14 protein-coding genes, 1 tRNA gene and 2 pseudogenes are annotated in these 12,504 nt (G+C 35.6%); 5 read left to right on the top strand and 12 right to left on the bottom strand.

What is annotated here, in order from left to right:
• Positions 1-441: 441 nt before the first annotated feature.
• Positions 442-684: pseudogene (locus tag GKR88_09410) on the bottom strand (DUF4157 domain-containing protein).
• 118 nt (positions 685-802) lie between these two features.
• Entirely contained in the window at positions 803-1,798 is a 996-nt protein-coding gene (locus GKR88_09405) for a transposase (protein QMU64477.1), read from the bottom strand.
• Positions 1,799-2,265: 467 nt separating this feature from the next.
• Here GKR88_09405 and GKR88_09400 point away from each other — a divergent pair, with 467 nt between their 5' ends.
• Positions 2,266-2,565, top strand: a complete 300-nt coding sequence (locus tag GKR88_09400) for a hypothetical protein (GenBank protein ID QMU64476.1) — start codon at positions 2,266-2,268, stop codon at positions 2,563-2,565.
• A 362-nt stretch (positions 2,566-2,927) separates the two neighbouring features.
• Here GKR88_09400 and GKR88_09395 read toward each other — a convergent pair whose 3' ends face one another.
• The 6 genes from GKR88_09395 to GKR88_09370 all read right to left on the bottom strand — a co-directional run bounded on the left by GKR88_09395 (position 2,928) and on the right by GKR88_09370 (position 6,165).
• The gene (locus GKR88_09395) at positions 2,928-3,071 is read right to left on the bottom strand and encodes a hypothetical protein (GenBank protein QMU64475.1); all 144 of its coding nucleotides are present in this window, start codon (positions 3,069-3,071) and stop codon (positions 2,928-2,930) included.
• Between the two features lie 451 nt (positions 3,072-3,522).
• A complete protein-coding gene (locus GKR88_09390) occupies positions 3,523-3,762 on the bottom strand; it encodes a hypothetical protein (GenBank protein ID QMU64474.1) in 240 nt (79 codons plus the stop codon).
• Entirely contained in the window at positions 3,762-4,130 is a 369-nt protein-coding gene (locus GKR88_09385) for a hypothetical protein (GenBank protein QMU64473.1), read from the bottom strand. Before GKR88_09385 ends, GKR88_09390 begins: the two co-directional genes overlap by 1 nt.
• Before the next feature lie 49 nt (positions 4,131-4,179).
• Positions 4,180-4,734 carry a tyrosine-type recombinase/integrase gene (locus GKR88_09380; protein ID QMU66686.1) on the bottom strand — a complete coding sequence of 185 codons (555 nt, stop codon included), beginning with the start codon at positions 4,732-4,734 and terminating at the stop codon, positions 4,180-4,182.
• A 215-nt stretch (positions 4,735-4,949) separates the two neighbouring features.
• Complete coding sequence (locus GKR88_09375) at positions 4,950-5,477, bottom strand: HAD hydrolase family protein (protein QMU64472.1); 528 nt, start codon at positions 5,475-5,477, stop codon at positions 4,950-4,952.
• Positions 5,461-6,165 carry a DUF2520 domain-containing protein gene (locus GKR88_09370; GenBank protein QMU64471.1) on the bottom strand — a complete coding sequence of 235 codons (705 nt, stop codon included), beginning with the start codon at positions 6,163-6,165 and terminating at the stop codon, positions 5,461-5,463. Before GKR88_09370 ends, GKR88_09375 begins: the two co-directional genes overlap by 17 nt.
• A 151-nt stretch (positions 6,166-6,316) precedes the next feature.
• On the opposite strand from GKR88_09370, the gene GKR88_09365 reads away from it, so the two are divergent.
• The 4 genes from GKR88_09365 to GKR88_09350 all read left to right on the top strand — a co-directional run bounded on the left by GKR88_09365 (position 6,317) and on the right by GKR88_09350 (position 9,840).
• Positions 6,317-7,726 (top strand): MATE family efflux transporter, encoded by a 1,410-nt coding sequence (locus tag GKR88_09365; GenBank protein QMU64470.1) that lies wholly within the window; start codon positions 6,317-6,319, stop codon positions 7,724-7,726.
• A 37-nt stretch (positions 7,727-7,763) separates the two neighbouring features.
• Complete coding sequence (locus GKR88_09360; protein ID QMU64469.1) at positions 7,764-8,933, top strand: aminotransferase class I/II-fold pyridoxal phosphate-dependent enzyme; 1,170 nt, start codon at positions 7,764-7,766, stop codon at positions 8,931-8,933.
• 65 nt (positions 8,934-8,998) lie between these two features.
• Positions 8,999-9,715 carry a bacillithiol biosynthesis deacetylase BshB1 gene (gene bshB1 / locus GKR88_09355; GenBank protein QMU64468.1) on the top strand — a complete coding sequence of 239 codons (717 nt, stop codon included), beginning with the start codon at positions 8,999-9,001 and terminating at the stop codon, positions 9,713-9,715.
• A gap of 49 nt (positions 9,716-9,764) precedes the next feature.
• Positions 9,765-9,840 (top strand) — tRNA-His (locus tag GKR88_09350).
• Between the two features lie 175 nt (positions 9,841-10,015).
• On the opposite strand, the gene GKR88_09345 is transcribed toward GKR88_09350, so the two are convergent.
• From GKR88_09345 to GKR88_09330, 4 genes and pseudogenes are all read right to left on the bottom strand, one after another.
• Positions 10,016-10,993: a DDE transposase gene (locus tag GKR88_09345; GenBank protein ID QMU66685.1), complete on the bottom strand. Its 978-nt coding sequence runs from the start codon at positions 10,991-10,993 to the stop codon at positions 10,016-10,018.
• A 1-nt stretch (position 10,994) separates the two neighbouring features.
• Positions 10,995-11,340: pseudogene (locus GKR88_09340) on the bottom strand (transposase).
• A gap of 111 nt (positions 11,341-11,451) precedes the next feature.
• A complete protein-coding gene (locus GKR88_09335) occupies positions 11,452-11,976 on the bottom strand; it encodes a hypothetical protein (GenBank protein QMU64467.1) in 525 nt (174 codons plus the stop codon).
• 6 nt (positions 11,977-11,982) lie between these two features.
• On the bottom strand, positions 11,983-12,501 hold the full coding sequence (locus GKR88_09330) for a hypothetical protein (GenBank protein QMU64466.1): 519 nt from the start codon (positions 12,499-12,501) through the stop codon (positions 11,983-11,985).
• Positions 12,502-12,504 lie beyond the last annotated feature (3 nt).

Genomic DNA, 12,504 nt, shown 5'->3' with positions numbered 1-12,504 from the left:
AAACTCGGTAATACTGTTTTTAGGGTTTTCCCTCCAATAAGAAAGTGCTTCTGAAACTAACGTTTTCATTACACCTTCTTCTGCCAATCCTCCTGTAGGGGTATGTTCGGAAATTTTTTCTTCCCTGTTTTTAATATACGCATCAATGTGACTTTTCAGTTCATCGTAACTAAAATCAAGATCTTCATTTGTTTTAAATACATATTCATCCTTTTTATCGTCTTCTATTTTTTTAAGATACTCTCGGTCAGTATCAGTTAGTTTTCCTTTGTCTTCCTCAACTAGGCTCTCAAGCAAATCCTCTGCTTTATAGCTTTCCGTGTCCTCTTCTTCTTCTCCCCAAAAGTCCATTTTAATGATTCTTTGTACCACATCATTGTTCTTCCGGGCAATACCATTTGTTGCAAGCTTATTCGTATTCTCTTTTGGGGGTACGTACAATGCCTTTTGCCCCATGATGTCTGCCTCTTTCTCCAATCCTTTATCATCGTTGATATTTACTTTTCCTTTCATTTGCATAGTTGGCTGTACTCGCCCTTGTTTTTGCTGTACCACATGCCAGGCTTCGTGGGGCAGGTGTTGTTCCTGTCCGGGGGCCAGATGGATGTCCGTGCCCTGTGCATAGGCATGTGCTTGCAATTGTGCCGGTTTGTGGGAATTGTAATGTACCTTTACATCGTCCATGGTATGGCCGGAAAGGCTTTCAATACCTGTTTTCAGGGTATCGGACAGGCCGGTGTGGTTCGCTCCCCCGTATTCTATGATAAAAACAAGTAAAAGTTGAGATATTATTTTTACTAATTTATGCAGCAAATTTAAAAGTATCTACATAGGGTGTTTGTCGTTTGACAACGGCAAACACTCTTGCTATTAATTTGTTTCTAATAATGTTAACGGTACTCATTTTACTTTTGCCTTGTTTTATTCTTTTATGATAGTATAATTTCATTTCTGGGTTATGTTGTATAGCAGAAATAGCGCACATATTAATAATTGCTTTCAATTTTTTATTAGCCAAATGAGAGACTTTTGTACGTCCTTTAATACTAGTTCCAGATTGGTAAGGAAAAGGAGCAACACCACAATAAGAGGCAAACTTTCTCCAGTTTTCAAATTTTGAAAAATTGTCAGTAAACACAATCATCATTATAGCAGTTTGCATTCCTATACCTTTAACACTAGTAACAAGTTTATAGGTTTCTTTTAACATTATATTTTGGTCAATAATAGCTTGCATTTGAGTATTAATCTTGTGTATTTGTTTGGTTAGTTCTGCAATCATTTTTTGTTGAACGTCAAAGATTATTTTATACTCTTTTGCTTTATAAATTCTTTTTTGTTCTTTCAAAGTAACTTTAAAACCAGCTCTTTGTTTGTTAAGTTTTGTCCTTAAAGATAAGAGACTTTTTAGTTGTAATATACTTCTTTTAGGTAGCTTACTGGGTTTAAGTTCTTCTTTTAATCGATACCCATATAGAGCAATGCGTTTGGCATCAATTTGGTCATCCTTTCCACGAGCAATACCAATAGATCTTTTAATTTCTAAACCAGAAGCTATGAAAAAAGATAATTTTTGTTCAGTTAAAGACACAGATAATAAATGAGAGTACATTCCTGTATGTTCAAATACAAACATGGTTTCTTCTTTAGAGAAAGACGAATTTTTAAAACTCCACTTTAGCATTAATTTAAATCCAGATTTACTGTTCTCAAACTGTTGAACAATTTGTTTAGAATAGATACAAACATCAATTAATAATTTACTGACATCGATTCCGATAATTTCATTTGTTTTCATAATTTTGTAATTAGATATTAATAATAGTTACTTAAACTAAGACCTTTAATAAGGGCAGAAACTGAAATTCTATATGGTTCTAAGTAACTTTTAAAAAGAACGGAGACTAATACGGGGGATGGCTCTAAAAAGCTAGCTGGCCGCTAAAGTTCACTCCGTTCTTTTGTGTTTTTGGTTATCAACAAAATAAGAGTTATTAACAAAGAAAAAAAGAAGCAAAAAAAGAAATTTCATCATAACTATTATGTTTTTATTTTAAGTAATTATTTCTATTTGCTAATCTAAAGGCCAGTCCTACGGCAGATTCCACAAAAGCAAACCCCAACGATTATAAGCGAGATTCTACGTCTGTATATGTAAACAAACAAAAATTTGCGAATTATGTATATGATGATGCTTACAGAAGTGCTAGAACTAAATTAGGAAACGTAAATACCGGAGACGGTTACAAATTCAGGGGGCGCGGTATTTTTCAGCTAACAGGAAGGTATAACTACCGGCAGTTTACTACATACTACCAAAACAGGTATGGCAGCACACTGGATTTTACTACCAATCCGGGCTTGGTTGCTTCTGATAAAGAAATTACGGTGATTAGCACCTTGTGGTTTTATAAAAATAACGTATTAGATAAATTAAACCCTGCTATGAGTAGTTCTACTTCAGTTGCAAAAGTGACCAAACTTGTAAATGGAGATGAAACTAAAGGGGCATCACATAGAAAAAACTTATTCAATAAAGCAAAAGATTCGATACAATGTAACTAAAATCAAAATCATGAAAACAAAAAAACAAATTTTAAAAATAACGGCAATAGGTTTGGGATGGCGGTAAACTTATTCTTTATGGGGTTTATTAGGCTTAATGTTTACTAGTGGATTATTTTTATTATATATCAAGGAAATTTTATCTTCAATTAGCATCTTATATGCAGAGTTTGGTTGTTTGATATTTTCTAAATCTTTTTTGATGCTGTCTAAATCTTGTTTTATAAAAGTAGCGATATAAATTGTATAGGTATTAGCTTTATTTTTATGCCTATAGACTGTAAGTAATAGGCGCTTCGAATAATTTTCAGGTTTAAAGTTAGCTGTTTCTATTTTTTTACTGAGAACTCATTTAAACTTTTTCAATTTGCTAAAAAATTGCTGTTTTTAGCTCTGTTTTTATCTTTTTTTCCTTCCGTAGCGCTGCTATGCAACTCAAAAAAGCTTTCAACATATCTAAAAACTTCTAATGTTCGCTTACATCCAAAAAGTTTAAATGAGTTCATTTTAAAACAATAGCGTCCTAAACGTTTTATAAAAGTAAGAGGTAGAAATAAAGTATCTCAAATATCTTTGAGTTGCACAACCAAACAGCACAACTATTGGGAATTTGATTTGTGTTTTCATAATACATATGACAACTACAAATCATAAAACTATAACCAATTATTTTGAAGATTACCTGTTAGAATGTGAATATTCTAAACGATTACGCTTAGAAACTTAAAAAATTACCATGATGTAATCCATAATTTTTTAACCGTTATACCTGAAATTGAAGAGGCGCAAGATTTTTTCCGTCCTTGGCTTGTGGCAATAGTATCATAAGACAGAAAAATATTGTCAAATATTTTGGGGATCTTGAGGGGCTTGCCCCTACCAAGTGGGCAAAGATATGCATTAAAATACTCGCCCTTTGCATACTTGCGGAATGGTCTTGCGATTTATTCTGTTCGACTAGTTTTGGTGATCAGAAATTTCAAAAACAAATAACGAATTGTTTTCTTTCACGGCAAACGCTCTGTATTTACGTGTAATTCTAAATTGATAAATACCACTATTCTTTGGTTGTCTTGGCTTCAGCAAAACACTTTTGGCATTCCCTGCCATAATATGCTGTTTTGCCTTTCTATACTGTTTGGTGATACTTCTCTTGGTAAGGTATTTTATAACCGATTCAGACTCAAAAACTTCCATTAAACACTCCGAAATGATTCAGGATTTTCTTTAATCTGTCTGTGAGCTTCTTCAGCTTTTTTCAGTATGTCTGGAGTGAGTTCGGACTCTGGAATTGGACGAAAATCCAAATCAAATACCTCTCCGGTTTCATCATCAATCATCGGAGCATGAATTTCAAACTGTCCATCTTTCCGATAGACAATAATCTTATCAGCTTGGTATTCAATTGACTCAACCGCTTCTTCACGCGGTAAATTCGGAATAAACTTCCGCGCTTCACCCAAAGCTCGATGCGCCTCAGCTAGAGTGGCGTACTCTTTTTTGAGATTCAAACTTTTTGTAAGGTCTTCTCGTATGTTAATCGTTATAGTGGTCATATCATCCATAATTATACTCAAAAATAGCAAAAATCAAACCAAGTCGTCCTTTTGACCGCTAAAAATTCACCACCTTTTCGAGGGCTTCATCGGTTTCTTCGTGAATAAAGTTCCGTTGATAGTTTACCGTCGTAGTAATTGAGAAATGACGATATAGCTTCTGGAGGACCTGGACGGGAATACTCCCGCCCGCCAAACTCTCAAAGGTATGGTGAGCAATATGCATAGAGAGTTTCTTCTCAATGCCTGCTTTTTCCTGGATTTTTTCTAGATGTCGATTGAGGTTCCTCGTAATGGTTTTGATTCTGGTAGCAAGTTCGGTGGCTTGCGTTTGCGCTTGGTATTGCTGTTTGATTTGCAAAGCCGTGATGTGTGGATTCGTTTGGAGAATGGTAAGGGCATAATCGTGCACATCGGCGATTTGACGATTGAGGCGTTGACTGGTCGGGTGTGATTTTTTCACTCGGTGCTGGGTATTATCCCAATGTTTGGCATCAATCCGTTGATTGGTATTGATAAAAACAGACTTACGGTCTTTGGTAATTCTAATGACGAGTGGGTATTTTCCTGACTTATCTTGGTTCTTTTTGAGGGTCGCTTTGATAGTCACCATAATTTGTTTTCCTTTGGGTTGTGTTTCTTCTCTTTCCCAAGAGATACAAATTCCTGGACAACTATTGGACAACAAATTACGGTTTTATATGGAATTTTTTAGCATTATTTGAGATTATACTTTTCATAAAATACTTATTTAAAGGTATTTACATCTAAATAGATATAATTACCGTTTCTTTTATCGGGTAATACCGGTTAAAAACAGGAGTTGATTCAATCATATTTCGCATCAAAACAGGAATCCCATTTTTCTTGTACACGCATTACCTGTTCTATGATGTCACGAACACAACCTTCTCCGCCCTTTTTATTTGAAACATATTTGGAAATTTTTTGTATTTCCGGTACTGCATCATTGGGGCAACAAGGCATCCCAACTACTTTCATTACAGGGTAATCCGGAATATCATCTCCCATATACAGTACATTTTCCGAATGTAAGTCATCCCTGTTAACCAATTCAAAGTATTGTTTGATTTTATCATGGACGCCTAAAAAAATATCAGTCATTCCAAGATTTTTTAACCGCGTTCTAACCCCTTCATTAGTTCCCCCTGAAATGATGTATATCCTATATCCCTTATAAATAGCAGTTTTTAAAGCATATCCGTCCTTAATATTCATTTGTCTGACCAGTTCACCGTCAGGCATTATGGTTACGGTTCCGTTAGTAAGAACACCATCGACATCAAAAATAAAAGTATCGATTTGAGATAGGTATAATTTATAGCTTTTTTCCATAATTTTGAATAGATGCTGTGAGTTTGGTATATATTTCTTGTTGATGTCGGTTTAACAAATTTAAATGATTTTGGATGGTAAAGATGTCATTTCTTTTTGCAGGCCCGGTTTGAGCTTCCGCAGGAGACAGCTTATTAATTTTATCGGCTGTTTCTTTAATTAATGGCCGTAGCATATCATAAGGAATTTCATGTTCTTTACAGATATCATGAGCGATAGTATACAAATGATTTACAAAATTATTGACAAAAACCGCTGCTATATGAATGTATTTTCGTTGTTCGGAATGTATATGATAAATACGATTGCTAATTATTTTTGCCAGTTTCTCTAATAAAATCAAGTCCTGGTGATTTTCAGCTTCCACGCAAATGGGGACATCGGAAAAATCAACAGCCTTTCCCTTGGTAAATGTTTGTAAAGGGTAAAATACACCTTTTCTTCCCGAATTTTTAAGATCCGATACATTGACACTACCTGAAGTATGTACGACGAAAGAATTTTTTATCTGACTCGAAATTTTACCTATCACATTATCGGGAACTGCAATAAAAGTTATATCAATCTCTTTTAAGGCAGATAAATCTCTGGGACTAATATGAATAACTTTAACATGATTAGCAGTGGAAAAAACATTATATAAATGAGTTCCTATATTTCCATGGCCAACTATTGCTACTGAAATCATAAAACGAAGATATTGAAATTATTATCAGCAATACAGGTTAAAATATTTTTTGCATATTTGCGGGTAACGATTGTAAATCTACATAGTTAAAAGTAGTCGTTTTCTTACGACCGGGGATAATCCATAGAATTACTTATTAAAAATCTAAAAAATGTCAACAATCAACCAAAACAGTATGATAAAGTTTCTTTTGCTTTTTAAGGACGCAGTATCCGGCAAGCAAAAAGATTTTACTACAGGAAGCATTCGCAGAGCTGTTTTTATGCTCTCTATCCCGATGATTCTGGAAATGTTGATGGAATCCATTTTTGCTTTGGTAGACATTATTTTTGTATCCCGAATTAGTGAAAATGCAGTTGCAACGGTAGGTCTTACCGAATCCGTGTTGACGTTGGTGTATGCCGTAGCCATAGGTTTGAGTATGGCTGCCACGGCAATTGTAGCCAGGAGAACCGGCGAAAAAGATACGGAAGGAGCAAATCAGGCTGCTGCCCAGGTGGTTTTTTTGGGTGTATTTGTCGCCTTGATCATTAGTGTCATTGGCATTTTGTATCCCAAAGAAATACTGTCAATAATGGGAGGTGATACGAATCTTATAGAAGAAGGCTACGGGTATACGCAAGTACTGTTGGGCGGAAATATAACAGTCATGCTATTATTCCTGATCAATGCGGTTTTCAGGGGGGCCGGAGACGCCTCTATTGCCATGTGGACGCTTATTCTGTCAAATGGGCTGAACATTATTTTAGATCCTATGTTTATATTTGGATTTGGCCCGATACCGGCCTACGGAGTAGAAGGGGCAGCTATTGCAACTACTACCGGAAGGGGTGTTGCAGTGGTTGCACAGTTAATTATCTTATTCTATGGTGCCGGAAAAATTAAATTGGCTTTCAAAGATATGATCATCAGAGTTGCTATCATGCTAAACTTAATCAAGGTGTCTATTGGCGGGATTTTCCAATTTTTTATTGCCACAGCCAGTTGGGTATTCTTAATGCGTATCATGTCTGAATTTGGTAGCGAAGTGCTTGCAGGCTACACCATAGCTATTCGTATCATGATGTTTACCCTAATGCCCGCTTGGGGCATGAGTAATGCTGCCGCAACGCTGGTTGGGCAAAATCTGGGCGCACAAAAACCGGACAGAGCGGCATCTTCTGTCTGGAAGACAGGAAAATACTGCGCGGTGTTTATGGGGCTGGTTTCTTTGATTTACATCTTTTTTGCTTCCGGTTTTTTAAGCTGGTTTAGCGATAATCCGGTAGTTGTCAAAAACGGATCGCTGTGTTTACAGGTAATTGCGGCAGGATATATTTTCTATGCTTACGGTATGGTAATCATTCAAGCTTTCAACGGAGCCGGAGATACAAAAACACCTACGTATATTAATTTTGTATGCTTTTTCTTATTTCAACTACCCTTTGCCTATTTGACGTCGATTTATTTGGATTTCGGGCCCGCAGGCGTATTTTGGGCAATTACTTCTGCCGAAATATTGATAGCTGCCATCGGAATTTGGTATTTTAAAAAAGGGAAGTGGAAAACAACGCAGGTTTGATGTTGATTTTGTAAATTCGCTTTAAAACATTTTTCGGATGAGCAATACAAAAAAATTAGGCATCAATACGATCTGTACCCATGTAGGCGAGATTAAAGATGAACAGTTCAAAGGGGCTATTTCTCCTGTATATTTATCTTCGTCATATGCTTTTGAAGGGGTAGATGTAAAGCGGTATCCGCGCTATTTTAACACACCGAATCAGGAAGCGTTATGTAAGAAAATTGCGGCACTGGAAAAGACGGAAAGTGCACTGATTTTTGGTTCCGGAATGGCAGCTGTAAGTACAACACTACTTGCCTTTTTAAATAAAGGAGATCATATTGTTTTACAAAAAACATTATATGGGGGTACCTATAACTTTATTGTTGAAGAATGTGATAAGTTTGGTATTGAATATTCCTTTACCAAAAGTCTGACTGCCGAAGATTTTGAATCTTTGATTCGGCCTGATACCAAAGTGATCTACATAGAAACTCCGTCGAACCCGTTATTGACGATTACCGATATGCATGCCATATCCGGTATCGCAAAATCGCGAGATATGGTGACTGTAATAGACAACACTTTTGCCTCTCCTGTCAATCAAAACCCTGTTGATTTCGGAATCGATATTATGATTCATTCCGCTACTAAATATATGGGAGGACATTCGGATATTTTGGCAGGTGCCGTTGCTGCGTCTCATGAACATATTGATAAAATATGGAATATTGCCAAAAATTTAGGCGGTAGTTTAAGCGATTTTACTGTTTGGATGCTGGAGCGAAGTTTAAAAACAATGAACTTGCGGGTAAAAGAGCAAAGTAAAAATGCACTGATGATGGCTGAGTATCTGGATTCAAATCCGGATATAGTCAGGGTATATTATCCCGGGTTGAGTAAGCATCCCGATCATGAACTTGCTAAAAAACAAATGCGTGCCTTTGGCGGAATGTTATCTTTTGAGTTGAAAGAAGGGATTGATGCGGTGAAATTTCAAAACAGTTTGAACCTGATTAAACCTTCCATGAGTTTGGCAGGGGTAGAGAGTACCATGTTGAACCCTACTAAAACTTCCCATGCATTATTGTCCGAAGCAGAAAGGGAAAACCATGGGATAAAAGAAGAATTGATTCGTTTTTCAGTGGGTATTGAAGAACCTGAAGATTTGATAGCAGATATTGAGCAAGCCATAGAGAAATGTGTTTCTTTGGGCGTAGTATAAGATTTTAATGCACTTAAATACGACATTGTCAATAACATTAGTTTATTATTATAGAAGCAACAAATATGAAGTTAGCGATACTTGCTTTCGGGGCACATCCGGATGATGTGGAATTAGGCTGTGCCGCCACCATTGCCAAAGAAATTTCCCTGGGGAAGAAAGTAGGAATCGTAGATCTGACCCGTGGCGAGTTAGGCACAAGAGGATCTGCTGAGTTGCGTGAAAAAGAGGCTGCAAAAGCTGCTGAGATATTAGGGGTTTCCGTTCGTGAAAATTTGGGTTTTGCAGATGGGTTTTTTACAAATGACAGATCGCATCAATTGGAGGTGATCAGGATGATTCGTAAATACAAACCGGAAATTGTATTGTGTAATGCAGTTGAAGACCGACATATAGACCACGGAAGAGGAAGCAAGCTGGTTTCAGATGCTTGTTTTTTGAGCGGATTACAAAAAATTGAAACTAAAACAGAAGGAAAGCTACAAGAAAAATGGCGCCCGAAATTAGTGTATCATTATATCCAGTGGAAGAACAGTACTCCTGATTTTGTAGTAGATGTTACCGGTTTTATGGAGAAAAAGATAGCATCGGTTATGGCATATGGTTCGCAATTTTTTGATCCCGAAAGCACGGAACCCGAAACGCCTATAACCAGTAAAAATTTTACGGATAGTATCCTGTACAGAGCACGTGATTTGGGCCGCCTTATAGGGGTGGAACGTGCAGAAGGCTTTACGGTAGAACGCTTTGTTGCTGTTGATTCTTTGAGTAAATTAATATAGATTTTTTTTCTGTAGATTTAAAAATAAATTATATTTGCCTCCGCAATATGGTGGTTGTAGCTCAGTTGGTTAGAGCATCGGTTTGTGGTACCGAGGGTCGTGGGTTCGAGCCCCATCTTCCACCCAAAAACCTTCTCGTAAAAAGAGGAGGTTTTTTTATTATATGGTATAATATAAGGAGGCCTTTACAAAATAGGGATATATTCCGTATTGAAATTGATTTGGCTTCGGATTTCTTCCTTCCCGAAAATTTTAAATCCTCAAAACGGGTCAAGCAAAAAAGTTGTGGGATTTAGATTTTTACGCATAAATTTTAGATAGTCTGAATAGGAAGAAAGGAACAGATCTTACGCCTCTAAATTGTAGTCTAAAAGTTTTTATTTTAGCATTAAAAGATTCAGCAGAAGCATTGGTACTTCTATTATCAAAGAAATTTAAGATGCTTCGATAATGACTTTGTATTGATCTAGCTACTGTTCCAAAACTTTTACTGAACTCTGATTTTTCTACCTTATCATACCATCTAGCTAGTTTTGTATATGCTACCGCCTTGTCTTTTGTCTTTTGATAAATCGTTGCCAGTTCTCTAGTAAGCTCATAAGCTCGTTCCAAGTTGGGGTATCTTTCAAAGAGTAATTCTGCTCTAAATTTTTGTTTGGCTGTCCATTTGTTAGGGGCTTTAAAGAGTAAATACCTACTTCTAGCTAGTAGTTGTTTGGGAGTATCTCCATTGTCAAGGATATTCGGTTTAAAGTTTTTTCCTGTTTCTTTAGCCAATGCTATTTCATTATTTTCTTGTTCTATGGTTTTCCATCTATACTGTATTCGAATTTCTTGCAAGGCATCATAAGCTCGTTTTTGTACATGAAATCGGTCTGTGACCTGAGTAGCTTTAGGAAAGGCTTTTTTAGCAATCTTTTCCATAGTAGGTGCCATATCCAAAGTGATTTCTTCTACTAAATATCGGTCTTTACTTGGAATTTTCCTTAACACTTCTATGACTCGTTCACTTTGTGTGGTAGCTACTATGGCTACTAAACTGCCTCGTTTTCCTTTACCTGCTTTGTTGGTAATCACTGTATAGAGCTCGCCTTGAGTAAGTGCTACTTCATCAATACTTAAATGAGTTCCTATATTCTTCTTAAAAAGCAGCCATTGGTCGGCATGAGCTAATTGATCCCAAGTCAAAAAGTTACTTAAATGATTGCGATATTGTTCTTCTAATCGCTTGCCGTTAAGGTGATAGTAGGTAGATAAACTTTTACAACTTACTGGAATACTATCTAACAAGCCTCTTTAAAAAAAGAGAGAACTCTTCTGTCATTCGAGTTCCCTTTGCTACCAAATTCCAATCTCTTGAGAATACTTCTGAGGTATCAACATAACCATCGTCTACGTTTTACTTGTAAAAAACAAGCCTTGTTACGTACTGGAAAATCTTGGATATCTACTACTGGGTAAAATCCTTTGGAATGTAATTTACGATGAGATAACTCATCTGGTTGTATAGGTTTTTCTTCTAAAACCAAAGTAAGTTTGTTCGTTGAATCTTTTACCTCTTTAAGTTCAAAGTAATCTAAAATACCTTCGGGTAAAAAATGCTTCAGGAGCTCTTGTGTATGCATTTGAGTTTTTAAACCAAAACTCTAAAAAATTAACCTACTCCACAAACTTTTTGCTTGATCCCTTAACTGGGTAATCCTATACTTTTTTAAAATCGGCCAGTAGTTTCGTATTTATGTTTGTTCCATATATATGATTTTTGTTACTTCATTAAATGCATTAATATATATAGATATAAAATTGTTGCATCCATCACAATATTGATAGACAATACTTCTACCCCCATTCGTTTGTGTATTAAATATAACATTGCCTAAAACACTTGTATTATCTCCAATAGTTACGGTAACTCCTTGTATAGTTATATTCCAATTATTTTTGGTAATTTCAAACATAGCAATTCCCGGATGATCAGGCTCCCCTGCATTATCAGTAAACGCAATTTCAAACCCGTTATATTTAAACCAATAATTTGAAGGGCCTCTTTCTCCGGTATTGATATCTTTTTCCTCAATAATAGCAGGTATTAAATCCCTGATTTGTGTTTCATCTCCTTCTGTTGCTTTAATATCGGACAATGTAATATTATTAATTTTAATATTATTGTATTCTGCTTCCGAGATAATATTAGAAGTTATTTGGCATTGAGCAATATTTACCAACATAATTATTGTTACGATTAATAGTATTTTTTTCATTTAAAATTAGGGGATTTCTATATACCCTACTTCAGTAATCTTATTAGTATATTGGTCAAAATCTATATAGATAAAATTATTACAGCCATCACAATACTGATAAATAATACTTTTCCCTCCACCTACATCATTATTAATAACTACATTCCCTAAAATACTTATGTTGTCTCCAATAGTTACTGTAATTCCTTGTATGGTTATATTCCAGTTATCTTTGGTAATTTTAAAGCTCCCTAAAATAGGGTGCTCAATTGTACCTAAATTTCCTGAAAAGCCAATCTCAAACCCATCATAAGTATAGTAACAAAACTCTCCGTTCGGATCTATATTACTTTCTTGAATAGTTGCAGGTATTAGGTTTATAAGTTCTATTTGATTTCCTTCAGTAGCCTGAATATCATCTAATGTGATGTTATTTATTTTAATATTATAAAATTCCGTTTTAGATATAATATTTGACGTTACTTGACATCTTACTAAACTACTTGTTAGTATTAGCGTTAAAATGAATAGTATATTTTTCATTTA

The sequence above is a fragment of the Flavobacteriaceae bacterium genome (assembly GCA_014075215.1).
Taxonomy (GTDB): Bacteria; Bacteroidota; Bacteroidia; order Flavobacteriales; family Flavobacteriaceae; genus Polaribacter.
Note: the sequence above shows the minus strand (reverse complement) of the source record. Positions and strands in the feature narration are given on the sequence as shown.

Excerpts from the sequence above, each read along its gene's own strand:
- GKR88_09335 (QMU64467.1), bottom strand. The coding sequence starts at position 11,976 with ATGAAAAAAATACTATTAATCGTAACAATAATTATGTTGGTAAATATT.
- GKR88_09370 (QMU64471.1), bottom strand. The coding sequence starts at position 6,165 with ATGATTTCAGTAGCAATAGTTGGCCATGGAAATATAGGAACTCATTTA.
- GKR88_09395 (QMU64475.1), bottom strand. The coding sequence starts at position 3,071 with ATGAACTCATTTAAACTTTTTGGATGTAAGCGAACATTAGAAGTTTTT.
- bshB1 (QMU64468.1), top strand. The coding sequence starts at position 8,999 with ATGAAGTTAGCGATACTTGCTTTCGGGGCACATCCGGATGATGTGGAA.
- GKR88_09405 (QMU64477.1), bottom strand. The coding sequence starts at position 1,798 with ATGAAAACAAATGAAATTATCGGAATCGATGTCAGTAAATTATTAATT.
- GKR88_09390 (QMU64474.1), bottom strand. The coding sequence starts at position 3,762 with ATGGAAGTTTTTGAGTCTGAATCGGTTATAAAATACCTTACCAAGAGA.
- GKR88_09380 (QMU66686.1), bottom strand. The coding sequence starts at position 4,734 with ATGGTGACTATCAAAGCGACCCTCAAAAAGAACCAAGATAAGTCAGGA.
- GKR88_09365 (QMU64470.1), top strand. The coding sequence starts at position 6,317 with ATGTCAACAATCAACCAAAACAGTATGATAAAGTTTCTTTTGCTTTTT.
- GKR88_09375 (QMU64472.1), bottom strand. The coding sequence starts at position 5,477 with ATGGAAAAAAGCTATAAATTATACCTATCTCAAATCGATACTTTTATT.
- GKR88_09385 (QMU64473.1), bottom strand. The coding sequence starts at position 4,130 with ATGGATGATATGACCACTATAACGATTAACATACGAGAAGACCTTACA.
- GKR88_09360 (QMU64469.1), top strand. The coding sequence starts at position 7,764 with ATGAGCAATACAAAAAAATTAGGCATCAATACGATCTGTACCCATGTA.
- GKR88_09330 (QMU64466.1), bottom strand. The coding sequence starts at position 12,501 with ATGAAAAATATACTATTCATTTTAACGCTAATACTAACAAGTAGTTTA.